21 protein-coding genes are annotated in these 17,468 nt (G+C 53.0%); 6 read left to right on the top strand and 15 right to left on the bottom strand.

Going from position 1 to position 17,468, the window contains the following annotated elements:
• Window positions 1–268: 268 nt before the first annotated feature.
• Window positions 269–889 (bottom strand): BamJ family beta-barrel-assembly machinery protein, encoded by a 621-nt coding sequence (gene bamJ / locus F3J28_RS14585; protein WP_166877223.1) that lies wholly within the window; start codon window positions 887–889, stop codon window positions 269–271.
• A 271-nt stretch (window positions 890–1,160) separates the two neighbouring features.
• Here bamJ and F3J28_RS14590 point away from each other — a divergent pair, with 271 nt between their 5' ends.
• Complete coding sequence (locus F3J28_RS14590; protein WP_166877225.1) at window positions 1,161–1,754, top strand: OapA family protein; 594 nt, start codon at window positions 1,161–1,163, stop codon at window positions 1,752–1,754.
• 69 nt (window positions 1,755–1,823) lie between these two features.
• On the opposite strand, the gene rplI is transcribed toward F3J28_RS14590, so the two are convergent.
• Genes rplI through rpsF form a run of 4 tightly spaced genes read right to left on the bottom strand, consistent with a single transcriptional unit; the run spans window position 1,824 to window position 3,265 of the window.
• The gene (gene rplI, locus F3J28_RS14595) at window positions 1,824–2,273 is read right to left on the bottom strand and encodes a 50S ribosomal protein L9 (RefSeq protein ID WP_008460412.1); all 450 of its coding nucleotides are present in this window, start codon (window positions 2,271–2,273) and stop codon (window positions 1,824–1,826) included.
• A gap of 41 nt (window positions 2,274–2,314) precedes the next feature.
• Entirely contained in the window at window positions 2,315–2,542 is a 228-nt protein-coding gene (gene rpsR, locus F3J28_RS14600) for a 30S ribosomal protein S18 (RefSeq protein WP_000135199.1), read from the bottom strand.
• A 4-nt stretch (window positions 2,543–2,546) separates the two neighbouring features.
• Complete coding sequence (gene priB / locus F3J28_RS14605) at window positions 2,547–2,861, bottom strand: primosomal replication protein N (protein ID WP_008460409.1); 315 nt, start codon at window positions 2,859–2,861, stop codon at window positions 2,547–2,549.
• An 8-nt stretch (window positions 2,862–2,869) separates the two neighbouring features.
• Entirely contained in the window at window positions 2,870–3,265 is a 396-nt protein-coding gene (rpsF, locus tag F3J28_RS14610; protein ID WP_008460407.1) for a 30S ribosomal protein S6, read from the bottom strand.
• Window positions 3,266–3,612: 347 nt separating this feature from the next.
• Between rpsF and yjfY the strand changes: the two genes are divergently transcribed.
• Window positions 3,613–3,888 (top strand): DUF1471 family protein YjfY, encoded by a 276-nt coding sequence (yjfY, locus tag F3J28_RS14615; RefSeq protein ID WP_008460405.1) that lies wholly within the window; start codon window positions 3,613–3,615, stop codon window positions 3,886–3,888.
• A 139-nt stretch (window positions 3,889–4,027) separates the two neighbouring features.
• On the opposite strand, the gene F3J28_RS14620 is transcribed toward yjfY, so the two are convergent.
• From F3J28_RS14620 to ulaA, 6 genes are read right to left on the bottom strand one after another with little or no spacing between them, the layout of a single operon-like run.
• Window positions 4,028–4,714, bottom strand: coding sequence for an L-ribulose-5-phosphate 4-epimerase (locus tag F3J28_RS14620; RefSeq protein WP_166877228.1), 687 nt, complete (start codon window positions 4,712–4,714; stop codon window positions 4,028–4,030).
• Window positions 4,714–5,568, bottom strand: coding sequence for an L-ribulose-5-phosphate 3-epimerase (locus F3J28_RS14625; RefSeq protein WP_166877231.1), 855 nt, complete (start codon window positions 5,566–5,568; stop codon window positions 4,714–4,716). The genes F3J28_RS14620 and F3J28_RS14625 overlap by 1 nt, the downstream gene beginning before the upstream one ends.
• A 9-nt stretch (window positions 5,569–5,577) precedes the next feature.
• The gene (locus F3J28_RS14630; RefSeq protein ID WP_166877234.1) at window positions 5,578–6,228 is read right to left on the bottom strand and encodes a 3-keto-L-gulonate-6-phosphate decarboxylase UlaD; all 651 of its coding nucleotides are present in this window, start codon (window positions 6,226–6,228) and stop codon (window positions 5,578–5,580) included.
• A 12-nt stretch (window positions 6,229–6,240) separates the two neighbouring features.
• Window positions 6,241–6,708 carry a PTS ascorbate transporter subunit IIA gene (ulaC, locus tag F3J28_RS14635; RefSeq protein ID WP_166877237.1) on the bottom strand — a complete coding sequence of 156 codons (468 nt, stop codon included), beginning with the start codon at window positions 6,706–6,708 and terminating at the stop codon, window positions 6,241–6,243.
• Window positions 6,708–7,022, bottom strand: a complete 315-nt coding sequence (gene ulaB / locus F3J28_RS14640; RefSeq protein ID WP_008460400.1) for a PTS ascorbate transporter subunit IIB — start codon at window positions 7,020–7,022, stop codon at window positions 6,708–6,710. Before ulaB ends, ulaC begins: the two co-directional genes overlap by 1 nt.
• 12 nt (window positions 7,023–7,034) lie before the next feature.
• Window positions 7,035–8,435: a PTS ascorbate transporter subunit IIC gene (gene ulaA, locus F3J28_RS14645; RefSeq protein ID WP_008460399.1), complete on the bottom strand. Its 1,401-nt coding sequence runs from the start codon at window positions 8,433–8,435 to the stop codon at window positions 7,035–7,037.
• Window positions 8,436–8,794: 359 nt separating this feature from the next.
• Between ulaA and ulaG the strand changes: the two genes are divergently transcribed.
• Both ulaG and ulaR read left to right on the top strand, forming a co-directional pair.
• Window positions 8,795–9,859, top strand: coding sequence for an L-ascorbate 6-phosphate lactonase (gene ulaG, locus F3J28_RS14650; protein ID WP_166877240.1), 1,065 nt, complete (start codon window positions 8,795–8,797; stop codon window positions 9,857–9,859).
• Between the two features lie 118 nt (window positions 9,860–9,977).
• The gene (gene ulaR, locus F3J28_RS14655) at window positions 9,978–10,733 is read left to right on the top strand and encodes an HTH-type transcriptional regulator UlaR (protein ID WP_166877243.1); all 756 of its coding nucleotides are present in this window, start codon (window positions 9,978–9,980) and stop codon (window positions 10,731–10,733) included.
• A 3-nt stretch (window positions 10,734–10,736) separates the two neighbouring features.
• Here ulaR and yjfP read toward each other — a convergent pair whose 3' ends face one another.
• Complete coding sequence (gene yjfP, locus F3J28_RS14660) at window positions 10,737–11,465, bottom strand: esterase (RefSeq protein ID WP_166877246.1); 729 nt, start codon at window positions 11,463–11,465, stop codon at window positions 10,737–10,739.
• A 166-nt stretch (window positions 11,466–11,631) separates the two neighbouring features.
• Here yjfP and bsmA point away from each other — a divergent pair, with 166 nt between their 5' ends.
• Both bsmA and yjfN read left to right on the top strand, forming a co-directional pair.
• On the top strand, window positions 11,632–11,961 hold the full coding sequence (bsmA, locus tag F3J28_RS14665; RefSeq protein WP_008460390.1) for a biofilm peroxide resistance protein BsmA: 330 nt from the start codon (window positions 11,632–11,634) through the stop codon (window positions 11,959–11,961).
• Between the two features lie 157 nt (window positions 11,962–12,118).
• Window positions 12,119–12,394 carry a DUF1471 family protease activator YjfN gene (gene yjfN / locus F3J28_RS14670; RefSeq protein ID WP_039289719.1) on the top strand — a complete coding sequence of 92 codons (276 nt, stop codon included), beginning with the start codon at window positions 12,119–12,121 and terminating at the stop codon, window positions 12,392–12,394.
• 15 nt (window positions 12,395–12,409) lie between these two features.
• On the opposite strand, the gene F3J28_RS14675 is transcribed toward yjfN, so the two are convergent.
• From F3J28_RS14675 to rnr, 3 genes are all read right to left on the bottom strand, one after another.
• Complete coding sequence (locus tag F3J28_RS14675) at window positions 12,410–14,044, bottom strand: isovaleryl-CoA dehydrogenase (RefSeq protein WP_166877249.1); 1,635 nt, start codon at window positions 14,042–14,044, stop codon at window positions 12,410–12,412.
• Window positions 14,045–14,152: 108 nt separating this feature from the next.
• Entirely contained in the window at window positions 14,153–14,884 is a 732-nt protein-coding gene (gene rlmB / locus F3J28_RS14680; RefSeq protein WP_008460387.1) for a 23S rRNA (guanosine(2251)-2'-O)-methyltransferase RlmB, read from the bottom strand.
• Window positions 14,885–14,998: 114 nt separating this feature from the next.
• On the bottom strand, window positions 14,999–17,446 hold the full coding sequence (gene rnr, locus F3J28_RS14685; protein ID WP_166877252.1) for a ribonuclease R: 2,448 nt from the start codon (window positions 17,444–17,446) through the stop codon (window positions 14,999–15,001).
• Window positions 17,447–17,468: the final 22 nt, after the last annotated feature.

The following is a 17,468-nucleotide window of genomic DNA, read 5'->3' on the forward strand; positions in this document are numbered from 1 at the left end:
TCCTGTACCTGTCTGTTTTTTCAGGCTCTACTGGCCCGTGAACTGTTTTTACGTGATGTTGTTTTGTGTGATACGAGGTAAGAATCGGTGGGATAAATAATAAGCACAAGGGTAATGTTAATTTTTTGTTTAATTTGAGTGTGAAATCGCATTCACTGCGCGATATGGCTCACAAAAATACCCGTAAAACAGGTTAATGCAAGATAAAATCACGCTAGTTTATTATTAGGCAATGCAAAACCCCGCACCTGGCGGGGTTCTGAGCGCTTTACAGAATTTCCAGCAGCTCGACTTCAAACACCAGGGTGCTGAATGGTGGGATAGACGCACCGGCACCGCGCTCACCATAAGCGAGGTTGTGCGGAATGGTCAGTTCCCATTTGGAGCCAACCGGCATCAGGGTCAGCGCTTCGATCCAGCCAGCAATAACGCCGCTTACCGGGAACTCTGCCGGTTCGCCACGCTGGATGGAGCTATCGAAAACGGTGCCGTCGATCAGCTTACCGGTGTAATGCACGCGAACGTGATCTTTCCGGGCAGGAATTGGGCCAGTGCCCTGAGTGATAACGCGGAACTGCAGGCCAGATTCGGTGCTGCTCACGCCTTCTTTCTCTGCGTTCTCAGCCAGGTATTTCTGGCCTTCTACCGCCAGCTCTTTCTGACGTTCGCGACGCACTTCGTCCGCACGTTCGTGAACTTCACGCAGAGCGCGGTGTACAACGTCAACAGGCACGGCAGGGGCATTCCCTTCCAGCGCGTCACGGAGGCCAGCGACCAGCGCTTCTGGCAGTAAACCTTGCAGGCCGGACTCGCTCAGCTGCTGGCCTACCTGCAGACCAATACCGTAACTTGCTTGTGCTTCGACGCTGTCAAAAGAAGGGGTTGTCATGGATTTTCCTTTCATGATGTTTAAAAGCAAGCCCGAAGCATAACAGCGTCAATCCACAGGGTAAATGACATTGGAGGAAAGGTGACAAATGCAAACGAAACGGGAACAATAGCTTAAGCGGGCGCAAAACTGCGGTTTACCGTCACGGAAACCGGGATTGCCACAGGCATCAAACAGTTAGCGTTTACACTCTAAATAATTCGAGTTGCAGCCAACATCGGCAGCTTGAAGCAGGACGAGTCTATACTGGAAAGTATTCTTTTGAGGAGGGTTGCCCATGCAATTCGCTGTTAAACCATGGCTTACGCGGATTTGGCATGCACCTGAGCATATCCGCTTGTTGGATCCGTTACCTCCCCTGCACCGCCGAGGCATTATCCTTGGCTTCGCGTGCGTCATTCTCGGCTTTCTCCTGCCAGGGGCAGATAACGATAGTCGCCCGGTCTCACGCGATGCACAGCTCTCCGTACAATCTCAGTCACCGATGCAGGCTGAACTGACGCCTTCAACCAATAGCAATGTTCCTGCGACGCCGGTTGAGCCTCCACGCGTGGAGGAGCAAACCCAGGCTCCCGTTCCCCATGACAACAATGATATTGAGCAGCAGTGGCGCTCTTATCGCGTAGCGGCTGGCCAGACGATGGCCCAGCTGTTCCGCGATCATAATTTACCGCCAGCGGACGTTTACGCCATGGCGCAGGTAGAAGGTGACAGCAAGCCGCTGAGCAACCTACAGACCGGGCAAATGGTGCAGATCAGGCAGAATGCCAACGGTGTGGTGACGGGCTTAACCATCGATATCGGCAACGATCAGCAGGTGCTGTTTACCCGCCAGCCGAACGGCAGCTTTATTCGCGCGCAGTAAACGCGTCCAGCCTCAGAAAAGCAAAACGCCAGCACGAGGCTGGCGTTTTTACGAGCAGTGAATAAAAACTTATTCAGCTACAACGTTTACAGTCAGTTTAGCGAATACTTCGCTGTGAACCTGGAAGTCCACTTCGTGCTCACCGGTGGTGCGCAGAACGCCGTTCGGCAGGCGAACTTCGCTCTTAGCAACAGCAACGCCAGCTGCAGTTACAGCGTCAGCGATGTCGCGAGTACCGATGGAACCGAACAGTTTACCTTCGTCGCCAGCTTTGGACGCGATGGTTACGGTTTCCAGTGCGTTGATTTTCTCAGCGCGAGCTGCAGCAGCAGCCAGAACGTCAGCCAGTTTAGCTTCCAGTTCTGCACGGCGTGCTTCGAAGAACTCAACGTTTTTCTTGGTAGCAGGAACAGCTTTACCCTGTGGTACCAGGAAGTTACGAGCATAGCCCGCTTTAACGTTAACCTGATCACCCAGGCTACCCAGGTTTGCTACTTTATCAAGCAGAATAACTTGCATTACCTTATCCTCTCAAAGTCGTATTAATGGACCGTGACCGATTACTGATGACGATCAGTGTACGGCAGCAGAGACAGGTAGCGAGCGCGTTTGATAGCGCGAGCCAGCTGACGCTGGTATTTTGCACGGGTACCGGTGATACGGCTTGGGACAATCTTACCGCTTTCGGTGATGTAGTTTTTCAGCGTAGCGATATCTTTATAGTCGATCTCTTGAACGCCTTCCGCGGTGAAACGGCAGAACTTGCGACGACGGAAATAACGTGCCATATGGCTAGTCTCCAGAATCTATCAATTCAATCTGCTCGGCATGCAAGACCACTTTGTTCAGGCCATTTTTCATCTGATGACAAGTAATGAACCCATGAACCGTGATTTGCGTACCGACCGTTATACTGTGAGTAATGGCCTGGTTCGCGTGCCCGCTAACAATCACTGGCATTCGGCACCACGCCTGCCGGTTAAGACCGGCTTCCTCTTGCACAGAACGGTGCTCAAGCACGAACTGGCAGTGAGGAATTCCTGAGGGGCTGACCTTGCGAAGGGGCGTCTTGCACACTGTGCCAGACAACGCCAGGCGGTTGGCCATCATCAGAATTACTCTTCAGAATCCCCAGCATCTGCATCATCAGCGGTTTCGTTAGCGAAATCATCGCGACGCTCACGGCGCTCGTCTTTCGCTTTAACCATTGGAGATGCTTCGGTAACCGCGTGCTTAACGCGCATAACCATGCTGCGGATAACGGCGTCGTTGAAGCGGAAGTTAGTTTCCAGCTCATCGATCGCTTCCTGCGGAGCTTCAACGTTCAGCAGAACGTAGTGAGCTTTGTGCAGTTTGTTGATCGGGTAAGCCAGCTGACGGCGGCCCCAGTCTTCCAGACGGTGGATCGTACCTGCTGCTGCAGTGATTGCACCAGTGTAACGTTCGATCATGCCCGGAACCTGTTCGCTCTGGTCAGGATGGACCATAAAAACGATTTCGTAATGACGCATCGAATTGCTCCTTACGGATTATTCAGCCTCCTGTCAGGGTCAGCCGCGGCCCATGGAAGCAAGGAACGTGTTTGAATTGCGGCTGAAAAATTGACGCGTAATCATACTTACCCAGGCACCTAAACTCAAGGCCGTAGGCAAATAAATTCTCTTTATGACAGGGGGAATGGCTAAGCCTGTGAATTTCAAAACAAAGCCGCTGATCGTCAAAATATTTTGAAAGAGACCATCAGAAATGGTCACTTTTTATTCAGCCATCAGGAATTACACTTATTGATAACAGGCCGCCACAGCCATTAACAGGAGCGACGACCACGGATTTCAGGTTTGTTGTAGTGGAGCGCATCATGAAAAATATCGTTATTGCCCTTGCCGCTGTACTGCTCTTTAGCGCAAATGCGGCTGCAGCTATAAAAATCGACGCCCGCCAGGCCAGAAATATGGACGACGTTCAGAGCCTGGGCGTTATTTATATCAACCACAACTTCGCTACCGTTTCTGAAGCGGAATCGGCCATTCAACAGGATGCTGACCAGCACAACGCGAAGTTTTATCACACGATAATCATGAGAGAACCGGGCAGCAACGGCAATATGCACGTCAGCGCTGACATCTACCGGTAGCTTGAGAGTACGCGTAAACACCAGAGAAGACACCACGACCTAAAAATCCATGTTTGACTTGCCCCCGCTTGCGGGGGCTTTTTTTGGATAACGCCCCAATACCGCTGGTGACAGCGGCTTTAACATCCAACACACGCGTTCACTTTTGCCCGTAATAGGCATTCGGACCATGCTTACGCATGAAATGCTTGTTTATCAGGTAATCATCCATGCGGCCAAGGAGGGGGTTAATGCCGCGAGCAATCCACGCCATTCTGGCGACTTCTTCCATAACGACCGCGTTATGCACCGCATCATGAGCATCTTTGCCCCAGGCAAAAGGCCCGTGTTGATACACCACAATTCCCGGCGTATGCAGTGGCTCCATTACGCCCAGCGTTTCAATGATCACCCGTCCGGTGTTCAGCTCGTAATCCTCTTCAACTTCACTGGCGCTTAACACTCTGGTACACGGGATGTCGCCAAAGAAGTAGTCCGCATGAGTTGTGCCCAGCGCAGGAATGGCAAGACCGGCCTGCGCCCAGGCCGTAGCATGCGTCGAGTGGGTATGCACCACGCCGCCAAGACGCGGATAGTGGCGATACAACGCCAGATGCGTAGCCGTATCGGAAGAAGGACGGAACTTACCTTCCACCACATTGCCCTCCAGATCCACCACCACCATATCGTCCACACTCATGATCTCGTAGGCTATGCCGCTGGGTTTAATGACCACCAGCCCACGCTCGCGGTCAATGGCACTCACGTTGCCCCAGGTGAAGGTCACCAGACCATAGCGCGGTAAATCCATGTTAGCGTCAAAAACCTGCTGTTTGAGCTTTTGCATTATGATGTCTCCACCAGTCCAGCCCGCACCATCCGCGCTCTCACCCAATCGCGCGCGCGCGCCACTTCTGCTGCCGGGTCATCGGCCATTTCACTCCACATTTCAATCAGGTAGGGGCCACAATAGCCACTCTGTTGAAGAGTCTCAAAACAACCTTCGAAATCAACCACGCCTTCACCAAACGGCACGTTTTTAAACACACCCGGCCTTGCATCCTTCACATGCACTGCGACGATATGCCCCATCCCGGCCTGTAGCTCCATCTGCACATCGTTATCCCACGCGGACAAGTTGCCAATATCAGGATAGAGCTGGAACCACGGATTATTCAGGTAATGGACATAGCCCAATGCCTTACTGACTGAATTCATCAGCGGGTAATCCATGATTTCCATCGCCAGCATCACCTGCGCGCGGCTTGCCATTTTGACGCACTCTTTAAGGCTCTCGCGAAAACGACGGCGCGTCTCGTCATTGGCCTCCTGATAATAAACGTCGTAACCCGCCAGTTGGATAACTCGAATGCCCACATCCTGTGCCAGTTGAATCGCCTTGTGCATGATCTCCAGACCGTGGTTCCGTACCGCATCGTCTTCGCTACCGAGCGGAAAACGTCGATGAGCACTGAGGCACATAGAAGGGACACGCACACCGGTTTCGGCAATCGCGTTGACCAAAGCGAGGCGCTGTTCTTTGCGCCAGTCCAGGCGAGCCAATCGGGCATCAGTTTCATCAACCGACATCTCGACGAAGTCAAAAAGGAGTGTTTTCGCCAGCCGCAGGCGTTCCAGCCAGCACTCCCCGGTGGGAAGTGCTTTTTCATAGATGCCAAGCGGAATATGTTTCGACAGCATAGCCGCTCCTTAGCCCCACAGCTGGGCAATAGAACGTTTAAACTGCCGCGCCGCTTCCGCAGGTGCAGCCGCATCGCGAATGCTGCGACCGGCAATAAAGACGTGAATCGGAATCCCCTGGAAAAGCGGCAAATCTTCCAGCGTCAGGCCGCCGGTTACGGTGACCTTAAAGCCCATATCAGACAGACGTTTAATGGCATTGATATCTGCTTCGCCCCACGCCACACCAGCCGCCTGTGCATCACGGCTACGGTGATAAACCACCTGCGCGATGCCCATATCACGCCACGCCTGCGCCTGCGACCACGTCCAATAGCCTGTCAGTTCGATCTGTATGTCACCGTCAAACTCTTTCGCCACATCCAGTGCGCCCTTGGCGGTGTTAAGATCCGCACAGCAAATAACGGTTACCCAGTCGGCATTCGCTTCAAAACACATGCGGGAAAGAATTTTACCGGCATCGGCAATTTTGGCATCAGCCAGCACAATTTTTTGCGGATAGAGCGACTTCAGATCGCGAACGGAGCGTACACCTTCAGCTACACAAAGAATGGTACCAACTTCAATGATGTCCACTTCATCGGCAATCAGGCGGGTTGTTTCATATGCGGAAGACATTGATTGATTATCCAGCGCAACCTGCAACATTGGTAATGACATTTGATGCTCCTTTTAAACAGCCGCCGCAGTGGCATTATCAATTAAATCGAGTACTTCCTGCGTGGTGCGGCAGGCACGTAAACGGTCAAAATTAGCCTCATTTTCAAACAGATTGACGATCTGCATGATGCCCACCTCCTGATGGGTGCTGGCGTCAATGGCCGCCATGGTGATAAGAATATCGACCGGGTCGTTATCTTCATGGTTGAACATCAGAGGCGTTTTTAGCGTCACCAGCGCGAAGCCGGTTTTCTTGACCCCCTCTTCCGGGCGGCCATGCGGCATCGCCAGCCCTGGCGCAATCACAAAGTAAGGACCATGCTGCGCAACACCATCAAGAATGGCCTGGTAATAACGCGGCTCAACAATGTCAGCCTTAACCAACAGATCAACACTCAGCTTTACCGCTTCCTGCCAGGTACGGGCCTCAGCCTGTAAAAGTATGGTGTTATTGTCTGCCAGCGAATCACGTAGTTTCATTAGCTGCCCTCCTTCACATCCTGTGGAAAGTGCGCATTGATCACCTCCAGCAGCTTTGGCCCAAAATCAGCTGGCGAGAGCATATTGCGCACCCCCACAACATATTTATTGCCTGTTACGGTGATTTCTCCCGCGATATGCGTGGATGCGATGATGATGTCCGCGCCGTTGAGTTCACTTTTGTATTCCCCCACCGCGCAACTGTTTACCGTATGGTCAATATTTGACTGAGTTAAAAACTGGTCCACTTTCATCTTCATGATCATGGAACTCCCTTGCCCATTGCCACACACGGCCAGGATACGTACGGTCATAATCGAGACTCCTTAGCGAGCAGAAACTTCTGCTGTTTGTTTTTCCGCATCTTCTTCCGCTCGCAAACAACGGCCAGCGAAGAACATATAAGCCAGAGCAATCAGAATGATGACGGCCATAAAGACCAGTCCGACAGAGGCGAAGCCCTGCATCATTGGCGGTGCAAGAATTGACCAGTCTGCCATCCCCATCCAGGCGCTCATGCCGGTGAGTTTTACCGCCCAGACACAGCCAAAGATTTCAATCATCCCCATCACCAGACAAATCTTCAGCGCAGCACGCCAACCGCCAAAGTGATTAGCAAAGACGCCGATGGTGGCGTTCGAGAAGAACATCGGGATAAAGCCCGGAATAATCAGAATGGAAGAACCGAGGCCCACCAGAATACCGACGGCGATCAACTGGCCGATAGTGCCCCACAAAAAGCCCCAAACTACAGCGTTTGGGGCAAAGCTATAGATAGCGGCACAATCAATTGCCAGCACTGCGCCAGGAATCAAACGCTGAGAAATACCGTTGAACGCTTCGGACAGCTCGGCGACGAACATACGCACGCCCTGAGTGATGATGAAAATAGCCACGGCGAACGAGAAACCGGTTTGCAGGATATAGACCGTCCAGTGGGTGCTGCCCGCCATCGCCTGGACAACGTCGATACCAAAGGAGAGCAAAATGGCACCGAAGAAGAGGGTCATCACAATCGCCGTAGAGACGATGTTGTCATGGAAAATATTCAGCCAGCCCGGTAGCTTGAGGTCTTCAACGCTCTCCTCTTTTTTACCAAGATACGGCGCGACTTTATAAGCAACCCAGGAGGCAAACTGCTGTTGATGGCCAATGGAGAAACCGCAGCCGTCAGTCACTTCCTGCGTCGGCTTAAACATCATATTGGCAGTAATGCCCCAGTAGAGCGACACCAGCACTGCAGTACAGATAATCGTCGTCAACATTGGGTAGCCGAAGATATAGAAAGCAACGGCAATCAACCCCGCCTGCTGGAACATGATGTGGCCGGTCAACATGATGGTGCGAATGCCTGTGATCCTGCGAAGCAGAACGTAAATGATGTTCAGAGCCAGCGCGAGTAGTACGGCATATCCCACCCAACTATAGGCATCACCCATACGCTCAATAGTTGCCATCATTGACGCATAGGTGTCAGAGATCGCGCCGTTGATACCATACACTTCCGACATTTTTGCCACCACGGGCTTAAAAGTGCTCGTCAGAATGCCGGAACCCGCCTGCAGCAACATGAAACCAATGATGGTTTTGATGGTGCCTTTAATGATGACGCTGACGCTTTTGCGTAGAAGGATGTAGCCCAGACACGTCACGATACCCAGCAACAGTGGGGCGTTAGTCATGACCTGATTAAAGAACACGGTAAAGACGTTGTAGAGGATCTCCATAACTCTCTCCAGAAATAAGAACGCGAGGGGCAATCCCTTCGTGGTGGGTATCATCACTCTAGCAATCACAAATAATCACAAAAAGATCAAATTTGATTATTTGTGATACATCACGCAAATTATTTCCATAGGATGAGAATGGATTATCACTACTGTTCATAACTAAGAAAATAAACTATTAAATTCAATGTTATAATTACAAACCCATGATATCAAAACAACATAAAGATAGATTTCCCCTGCCGTTTTCAAGTCGAAACATCACTATCAGTGTTATTGCAAATCGAATCAAATAGTGCCACATTAAATCAAATACACTCACATTGTGATTTATTTTGAATTAAAAAGGAGTGAAAACGATGAATAAAGTGAACACGATCACCCGTGAATCATGGGTTCTGAGTACCTTTCCGGAATGGGGTAGCTGGCTGAATGAAGAAATTGAACAAGAGCAGGTTGCGCCGGGCACCTTTGCCATGTGGTGGCTAGGCTGTACAGGCATCTGGCTGAAATCAGAAGGCGGGGCCAATATTTGCACCGATTTCTGGTGCGGAACAGGTAAGCAAAGTCACGGCAACCCGCTGATGAAAACAGGCCATCAGATGCAACGCATGGCGGGCGTGAAGAAACTCCAACCCAACCTACGTACTACACCGTTTGTTCTGGATCCATTCGCCATTCGCCAGATCGATGCCGTACTGTCCACGCACGATCATAATGATCACATTGATGTGAACGTTGCCGCCGCAGTCATGCAGAACTGTGCTGAAGACGTACCGTTTATCGGCCCGCAAACCTGCGTTAATCTGTGGATTGGCTGGGGTGTACCGAAAGAACGCTGCATCGTGGTAAAACCTGGCGACGTTATAAAAATAAAAGATATTGAAATCCATGCGCTCGATGCGTTTGACCGTACCGCGCTTATCACGTTACCGGTCGATCAAAAAGCTGCGGGAGTGCTGCCGGACGGGATGGACCAGCGCGCAGTGAACTACTTATTCAAAACGCCGGGTGGCACGCTGTACCACAGCGGTGATTCTCACTACTCCAACTACTACGCAAAACACGGTAACGAGCACCAAATCGATGTGGCTCTGGGCTCCTATGGCGAGAACCCACGCGGTATTACCGACAAAATGACCAGCGCGGATATCCTGCGTATGGCCGAATCACTGAACGCCAACGTGGTCATCCCGTTCCATCACGATATCTGGTCAAATTTCCAGGCCGACCCACAGGAAATCCGCGTGCTGTGGGAAATGAAGAAAGATCGGCTGAAATATCACTTTAAGCCCTTCATCTGGCAGGTTGGAGGGAAATTCACCTGGCCGTTGGACAAAGACAACTACGAATACCACTATCCACGCGGGTTCGATGACTGCTTCACCCTGGAACCCGATCTGCCCTTTAAGTCCTTCCTGTAAGATGTCTCCGGCGGGCGGTCAATACAAGCCGCTCGTCGGAAATTCTTCCCGTCCACATTAGTATTTTCATCTGATTTTAAATATTATCTTTGCTTATCACTTTTAATCGGATTTGCTCATGACGGAAGCGCAAAGACATCAAATTTTACTGGATTTGCTTGCACAGACGGGGTTTGTCACCGTGGAGCAAGTGATATCCCGGCTGGAAATCTCTCCCGCAACGGCTCGGCGTGATATCAATAAACTCGACGAGAACGGCAAACTGAAAAAAGTCCGCAACGGTGCGGAAGCCGTTAGTGAGCAGCGCCCGCGCTGGTCGCCGATGAACATTCATCAGGCTCAAAACCATGATGAAAAAGTACGGATTGCCCGCGCGGCTTCTCAGCTGGTCAGCCCAGGTGAAAGCATTGTTATCAACTGCGGCTCCACAGCCTTTCTGCTCGGCCAACAGATTTGTAGTAAACCGGTACAAATCATTACCAACTACTTGCCGCTGGCAAATTATCTTATCGAACAGGAGCATGACAGCGTGGTTATCATGGGGGGGCAGTACAATAAAAGCCACTCTATCACCCTCGGGCCACAGGAGAATGAAACGTCGCTGTATGCCGGACACTGGATGTTTACCAGTGGCAAGGGACTGACCGCCGAAGGTTTGTATAAAACCGATATGCTAACCGCAATGGCAGAGCAGAAGATGCTGGGAGTGGTAGGCAAACTGGTGGTGTTGGTTGACAGCAGCAAAGTCGGGCAACGGGCTGGAATGCTGTTCAGCCGCACAGATCAAATAGATTTGGTCATTACCGGCAAGCAGGCCGATCCTGAAGTCGTACTAAAACTTCAGGAACGTGGCATCAAAGTCATCCTGGTTTAGTGCTTACAGGTACCGGGCAAAAAACTGGCTTGTGGCATCTAACGCTTCGGGCGTAATACGATGTTTGACGCCCGCTTCCCATACGCAAGTCAGGTTTTTATCCAGCTTGTTCGCCCCCAGCGCCTGCTGCAACCTGAACGTTTCGACGGCGGGCACAACATCATCTTCTTCACCGTGCCAGAGCAGCAGCGGCCTGTTGCTTAGCGCTTCAAGCTGCTCGCCAACATCGTAATCCTTCAGGCTGACGATAATCTTGTCACGTACCTCCACCGAAGGTGGAAACAGCGTCTGGGCGAGCGTCGTAAAATAGCCAGACCCCATCAGGCAGGCAACGCAGCGGACTTCAGGCTGCCGCGCCATAATCCCCAGCGCCGTCATCCCCCCCATAGAAGCCCCTCCCACGGCAAGTCTGCCCTCAGCAACACCGCCGGAGTTGATTAATGCCTGATAGAGAGCCGGGAATTCATCAATACTGTTTTTTAAAATCGGCCAGAACTTCTGCAGGCGAGCATGAGCGTCACCGCTGTATCGAGCGCCATGATCGAGCGCATCAGGCATGACAACACGAAATCCCCGCTGCGCCAGCGCCACAGCGAAATAGCTATAGACCAGTTTTGAAGAGGTGAACCCGTGATAGAAAATAACCGTCGGCAGCGGGGACTGCTTCATTCTGGCAGGTACCGCGTGCAGCACTTCAACATCGGCAAACCGCTCATTATAAATTTCGATCATCTTCTCTTCTCCTCCGGCGAAATATCAGGGAAAGTAACGCAGATTAGGGATTATTGTAACGATGAGATCTAGCTATCGATTTTCATTCGAAAGTCAGCCAAAAGCGCGCCTGAGATAACAAATCGGGAACATTCCCCCTTTGCACGGCCAAACCCGGAACTACACTATGATCGTCAAGAAACGAGAAACCATCATGCCACGGCTATCCGTACTATTTTTGGCAGCCTTACTCAGCGCCTGCAGCGTGCTTCAGGGTACACCGCAGCCAGCACCGTCGCCGACGAATTATCCGCAGGAAGTACAGCGCACTCAGACTGCGGAATTAACAAAAATAGGCACCGTGACCGCCGTGGTACGTGGCTCTCCGATGGACTCAGAAGCCATTATTAAGAAGAAAGCCGCAGCAGCAAAAGCCGATTATTATCTCATCATTATGAATGATGAGACGGTTATCCCAGGCCAGTGGTATTCACAGGCTATTTTGTATCGAAAATAGCCCAGGCCGATAGCCGTTATTTATTGATATTTACACAGCTTTTCGCCGCTTGATCGTTTCTTATGCACAATGGACCTCGCCCTCAGGAAGCGGGGTCAGCTTTGAGTAAGCGAAGGATTGCCCTGTAACTTCGGGGTAAAATGATAAGGAACTGACAATGAAACGATCCCTTGCCTTAACGACACTGCTGTTATCTGTTGGCCTCATTCCGACTCTGGCGCAGTCCGCCGAGTTTGCCAGCGCGGACTGCGTAACGGGCCTCAATGAAATCGGATTAATTTCAGTCAATGACATTGCCGGCAGCCCGCAGGACGTCGAACGTATGATCGCGCTGAAAGCTGACGAGCAAGGCGCTTCCTGGTACCGCATTATTCAGATGCAGGAAAACTCTCTGGCCGATAGCTGGCGAGCGCAGGCCATTCTCTACGCGTAAAGGCCCGCGATCTTATTAAGCCACGCCTCCCGTTGCCCGCAGCAGCACGTCATTGATGACCTGCTCGGGCAAAAGCGATTCTCCCCGTTCATCCAGCATCATACGGCACCAGGCTTCCGCTGTCGGGGGTGAAAGTGATTTAAGTAATTGTGCCCCACAGGCGAGATTAGCCAGCTGCTGCGTAATTTCTCTGCCTCTCTCCTCCTGAGGCTTCCGCAAACGCTGCTGTAACTGCCGCCAGCTGCGATCGAAATGCCGGTTTTGCCCTTTAACCTCATCAAATTCGCTGCACAGCATCTCCATTGCCGCAGGCTGTTTTGCGAACACACGCAGCACATCAAGGCTCATAATATTGCCAGATCCTTCCCAGATGCTGTTTACAGGCATTTCACGATATAACCGAGGCAACTCGCTCTCTTCGCAGTAGCCCACGCCACCCAGAACCTCCATCGTTTCTGCCACAAAAGGGATCCCTGCTTTACAGATGCTGAATTTCGCGGCCGGGGTAAACAAACGGCTGTAGGCCAGCTGTAGAGCATTGCCCGGCGACTCCCACGCTCGCGCCAGACGGAAAAGAAAAGCCGTCTGGCCTTCAAGCCGCAGCGCCATTTTTCCCAGTAGCTGACGCATCATCGGCTGTTCGATAAGCGTTTTGCCAAAGGCCTGTCGCTGAAGGGCGTGGCACAAGGCCACGGAGAGTGCTCGCCGCATCAGACCGTGACTCCCCAGCGCACAGTCGAAGCGGGTAAATCCGCCCATCTTCAAAATATGACGAATGCCTTCGCCTTCCTCACCAATAAGCCAGGCCGTGGCATCACAGAACTCGACTTCACTGCTGGCGTTTGAACGGTTGCCCAGCTTGTCCTTGAGCCGTTCAAGACGAACGGCATTGCGCTGGCCGTCCGGCAGAATACGCGGCAAGAAGAAACACGATAGCCCGTCCTTAGCCTGAGCAAGCACCAGATGCGCATCGCTTTGTGGCACGGAGAAAAACCATTTATGCCCCACCAGCCGGTAAGCCTCACCGGCCCCTCGGCCAGCCAGCGGTTCCGCGCGAGTCGTGTTACTCAACACGTCAGATCCACCCTGCTTTTCAGTCATTCCCATACCGATCAGCAAACCACGTTTTTGTTCACCCGACAGCAAATGTGCGTCATAGCGATCGCTCAGCAAGGGCTTGCGACAGCCTTCAAATACTTTGGGTAAGTGCTGTAGCAGCAGTGGCGTTGCCCCAAACGTCATCGTAATCGGGCAAAGCGTGCCCGCTTCAACCTGAGCATGTTGGATAAACCGAGCCGCACGGGCAACAAAAGCGCCCTGACGAGCATCTTCTTGCCAGGCCAGGTTGTGAACCCGATTAGCAAACAGGCCTTGCATCAGCAAATGCCAGGCGGGGTGAAAACGCACGTCGTCCAGGCGCTCTCCGCTGGCGTCAAAGCGCAGCAGCTCCGGCGGATTGATGTTTGCCAGCCGGCCCAGCTCCAGAGATTCTGCAGATCCCAACTGTTGGCCGATGCTGGCCAGCAGTTCAACATCCCAGCCAGCACCTTCACGGACGACAGCTTCTCGCAACGGGATGTCTGAAAGAAAAAGATTGCTGTTGCTGAGGGGTTTGGGTTGATTAAAAACGGTGTGAGTTTGCCAGCGCATGCTGTTCCCTCCATCTGTGGCAATGCCAGTAAGTATGGACGGAGATGCGGGTTCTGCGCGGAGGGGGATCACAAACGGGGTGTTTCCACCCCATTCAGATGATGCGGCTTAACCGCGCTGACGCACGATTTCGAACAGGCAAACGCCGGTGGCAACGGACACGTTCAGAGAAGAAACGGTCCCGGCCATTGGAATGCTGACCAGCTCATCGCAGTGCTCGCGAGTCAGACGACGCATGCCTTCACCTTCTGCGCCCATAACCAGCGCCATCGGGCCAGTGAATTTGCTCTGGAACAGAGTATGGTCCGCTTCACCGGCGGTGCCGACGATCCAGACGTTCTCTTCCTGCAGCAGACGCATGGTGCGGGCCAGGTTGGTGACACGGATCAACGGCACATTCTCCGCTGCACCACAGGCAACTTTTTTTGCCGTCGCATTCAGCTGCGCGGAACGATCCTTCGGGACGATAACTGCATGCACACCGGCCGCGTCTGCGCTACGCAGGCAGGCACCAAGGTTATGCGGATCTGTTACACCGTCCAGGATCAGCAGGAACGGACGTTCGTGTTCGGCGATCAGGTCAGGCAGATCGTTTTCCTGATACTGGCGGCCCGGCTTCACGCGGGCAATGATGCCCTGGTGTACCGCGCCTTCGGCTTTCTCGTCGAGCCACTGGCGATTTGCCACCTGCACCGGGATCCCTTGTGCTTCAATAGCGTGGATCAGCGGCAACAGGCGCTTGTCTTCGCGACCTTTCAGGATAAAGACTTCCTGAAAACGCTGCGGAGCACGTTCAAGCAGGGCCTGGACGGCGTGAATGCCGTAAATAATTTCACTCATCGATATCACTCATTGCGGACGAGGGTTCGCCCGTGTTGGTTTGTTCATAATCTGTATTTTGCCCCTCATGCCGGCCCTCTCCCCTTAAGAGAGAGGGTTAGGATAAAGGTAATATCAGCTCGCCTGCTTCTTCGCGGCGCGCTTCGCCTTCGTTGCTGCGGCTATTTTACGGGTTTTGTCAGACGGCGCTTTGGCTTTCTTCGGTTTCTTTCCAGCCTTCTCTTTCTTTGCTTTCGCTCCGTCTTTCTCTTTACGGAAAGCATTGTCCGGCTCGAAGTTTACGCGCTTGCCTGCCTGACGGCGCTTAGATGGCGCACCACCCTTTCCGCCTCGCTTCGCTTTGTCTTTTGCCGTTTTACCTTCGCCACGCGGCGCACGCGAGCTTGAGATCAACGCGAAGTCGATCTTGCGCTCGTCCATGTGCACGGCTTCCACCCGAACCTCAACGCGGTCGCCCAGACGATAAGTCTGCCCGCCGGATTCGCCAATCAGGCGCTGACCAATCTGGTCAAAGCGGTAGTAGTCGTTGTCCAGCGTCGAGACGTGAACCAGGCCGTCGATAAACAAATCGTCCAGACGCACGAAGAAACCGAAGCCTGTTACGCTGGCAATAATGCCGTTGAATACCTGGCCGACCTGATCCTGCATAAAGTCGCACTTCAGCCAGTCCGCTACGTCGCGAGTCGCTTCGTCAGCGCGGCGTTCGGTCATCGAGCAGTGCTGACCCAACTGCAGCATCTCTTCCATGCTGTAGTGCCAGCCGCCCGATTCGGTGCTGTTCCCGGTATGCCCCTGCTCTTTTGCCAGTAAGTATTTAATGGCGCGGTGCAGGGACAAGTCCGGGTAGCGACGAATTGGCGAAGTAAAGTGCGCGTAGGACTGCAGCGCCAGGCCAAAGTGCCCCCGGTTTTCCGGATCGTAAATCGCCTGCTTCATCGAGCGCAGCAGCATGGTTTGCAGCATTTCGTGGTCAGGGCGATCGGCGATAGATTCCAGCAGATCGGCGTAATCACGCGGTTCTGGTTTTTGCCCGCCTGGCAACTCAAGGCCCAGCTCAGCCAGCACCGAACGGAACGCGGTGATCGCATCGTTGCTTGGGCGATCGTGATCGCGGAACAGCGCTGGCTCGTTATTCTTCTCGACAAAACGCGCCGCCGAGATGTTAGCGAGGATCATGCACTCTTCGATTAGTTTGTGTGCATCGTTACGCACGGTCTGCTCGACGCGCTCAATGCGGCGCTCGGCGTTGAAGATAAACTTCGCTTCTTCGCTTTCAAACGAGATCCCGCCGCGTTGAGCACGAGAAACTTCCAGCACTTTGTAGAGGTTATGCAGCTCTTCGATGTGCTTAACCAGCGGCGCATATTGCTCGCGCAGTTCCTGATCGCCCTGCAGCATATGCCAGACCTTGGTGTAGGTCAGGCGCGCATGGGAGCTCATCACCGCTTCATAGAATTTATAGCCCGTCAGACGCCCTGCCGCAGAGATGGTCATCTCGCAGACCATACACAGGCGGTCAACCTGCGGGTTGAGGGAACACAGGCCGTTTGAAAGCACTTCCGGCAGCATCGGTACTACCTGCGACGGGAAGTAAACTGACGTCCCGCGATTGCGAGCTTCGTTATCCAGCGCCGTAGGAGGGCGAACGTAGTAACTTACGTCGGCAATCGCGACCCACAGGCGCCAGCCACCGCCGCGTTTTTTCTCGCAGAATACGGCATCGTCAAAGTCACGCGCGTCTTCGCCGTCGATGGTCACCAGCGGCAGGGAGCGCAGATCAACACGGCCGATTTTGGCTTCTTCCGGCACTTCTTCTTTCAGTTTTGCAACCTGGGCTTCAACTTCTTTCGGCCAGACGTGCGGAATTTCGTGGGTACGCAGCGCCATATCAACGGCCATGCCGGTATCCATGTTATCGCCAAGCACTTCAACAATCTTACCGATCGCTTTGGTACGACGGGTCGGACGCTGGGTCAGCTCGACCACCACCACAAAGCCCATACGGGCGCCCATCAGCGCTTCCGGCGGGATCAGAATATCGAAGCTCAGGCGGCTGTCGTCCGGCACCACGAAACCTACGCCAGCGTCGGTAAAGTAGCGGCCAACAATCAGCCCGGTTCTTGGCTCCAGCACTCGCACAATACGCGCTTCGCGGCGGCCTTTACGGTCCGCGCCGAGCGGCTGCGCCAGCACCAGATCGCCATGCATGCACATTTTCATCTGCTCGGATGAAAGATAGAGATCGTCTTTACTCCCTTCAACGCGCAGGAAACCGAATCCGTCGCGGTGGCCGATCACTTTACCTTTCAGTAGATCCAGGCGTTCCGGCAGCGCGTAACACTGGCGGCGGGTGAAAACCAGTTGGCCATCACGCTCCATCGCACGGAGGCGGCGGCGCAAAGCTTCAAGCTGTTCTTCACCGGAGATTTTTAGTTCTTCCGCCAGCTCTTCGCGGCTGGCCGGTTTTTCACGTTTTGAGAGATGGTCGAGAATAAACTCCCGGCTTGGGATCGGGTTTTCGTATTTTTCGGCTTCTCGTTCCTGGAAAGGATCTTTTGACATTTCGGGTCCTCCGTTGTCATCC

Origin of the sequence: Enterobacter sp. Ap-1006, assembly GCF_011752835.1 — a bacterium.
Classification (GTDB): domain Bacteria; phylum Pseudomonadota; class Gammaproteobacteria; order Enterobacterales; family Enterobacteriaceae; genus Cedecea.

Bases quoted from the DNA above. Each gene is read 5' to 3' on its own strand.
- priB (WP_008460409.1), bottom strand. From the start codon at position 2,861: ATGGCCAACCGCCTGGCGTTGTCTGGCACAGTGTGCAAGACGCCCCTT.
- ulaA (WP_008460399.1), bottom strand. From the start codon at position 8,435: ATGGAGATCCTCTACAACGTCTTTACCGTGTTCTTTAATCAGGTCATG.
- F3J28_RS14630 (WP_166877234.1), bottom strand. From the start codon at position 6,228: ATGTCATTACCAATGTTGCAGGTTGCGCTGGATAATCAATCAATGTCT.
- rplI (WP_008460412.1), bottom strand. From the start codon at position 2,273: ATGCAAGTTATTCTGCTTGATAAAGTAGCAAACCTGGGTAGCCTGGGT.
- yjfP (WP_166877246.1), bottom strand. From the start codon at position 11,465: ATGATCGAAATTTATAATGAGCGGTTTGCCGATGTTGAAGTGCTGCAC.
- ulaR (WP_166877243.1), top strand. From the start codon at position 9,978: ATGACGGAAGCGCAAAGACATCAAATTTTACTGGATTTGCTTGCACAG.
- ulaG (WP_166877240.1), top strand. From the start codon at position 8,795: ATGAATAAAGTGAACACGATCACCCGTGAATCATGGGTTCTGAGTACC.
- F3J28_RS14675 (WP_166877249.1), bottom strand. From the start codon at position 14,044: ATGCGCTGGCAAACTCACACCGTTTTTAATCAACCCAAACCCCTCAGC.
- rpsF (WP_008460407.1), bottom strand. From the start codon at position 3,265: ATGCGTCATTACGAAATCGTTTTTATGGTCCATCCTGACCAGAGCGAA.
- F3J28_RS14620 (WP_166877228.1), bottom strand. From the start codon at position 4,714: ATGCAAAAGCTCAAACAGCAGGTTTTTGACGCTAACATGGATTTACCG.
- bamJ (WP_166877223.1), bottom strand. From the start codon at position 889: ATGACAACCCCTTCTTTTGACAGCGTCGAAGCACAAGCAAGTTACGGT.
- rpsR (WP_000135199.1), bottom strand. From the start codon at position 2,542: ATGGCACGTTATTTCCGTCGTCGCAAGTTCTGCCGTTTCACCGCGGAA.
- bsmA (WP_008460390.1), top strand. From the start codon at position 11,632: ATGATCGTCAAGAAACGAGAAACCATCATGCCACGGCTATCCGTACTA.
- rnr (WP_166877252.1), bottom strand. From the start codon at position 17,446: ATGTCAAAAGATCCTTTCCAGGAACGAGAAGCCGAAAAATACGAAAAC.
- F3J28_RS14625 (WP_166877231.1), bottom strand. From the start codon at position 5,568: ATGCTGTCGAAACATATTCCGCTTGGCATCTATGAAAAAGCACTTCCC.
- rlmB (WP_008460387.1), bottom strand. From the start codon at position 14,884: ATGAGTGAAATTATTTACGGCATTCACGCCGTCCAGGCCCTGCTTGAA.
- ulaC (WP_166877237.1), bottom strand. From the start codon at position 6,708: ATGAAACTACGTGATTCGCTGGCAGACAATAACACCATACTTTTACAG.
- yjfN (WP_039289719.1), top strand. From the start codon at position 12,119: ATGAAACGATCCCTTGCCTTAACGACACTGCTGTTATCTGTTGGCCTC.
- yjfY (WP_008460405.1), top strand. From the start codon at position 3,613: ATGAAAAATATCGTTATTGCCCTTGCCGCTGTACTGCTCTTTAGCGCA.
- ulaB (WP_008460400.1), bottom strand. From the start codon at position 7,022: ATGACCGTACGTATCCTGGCCGTGTGTGGCAATGGGCAAGGGAGTTCC.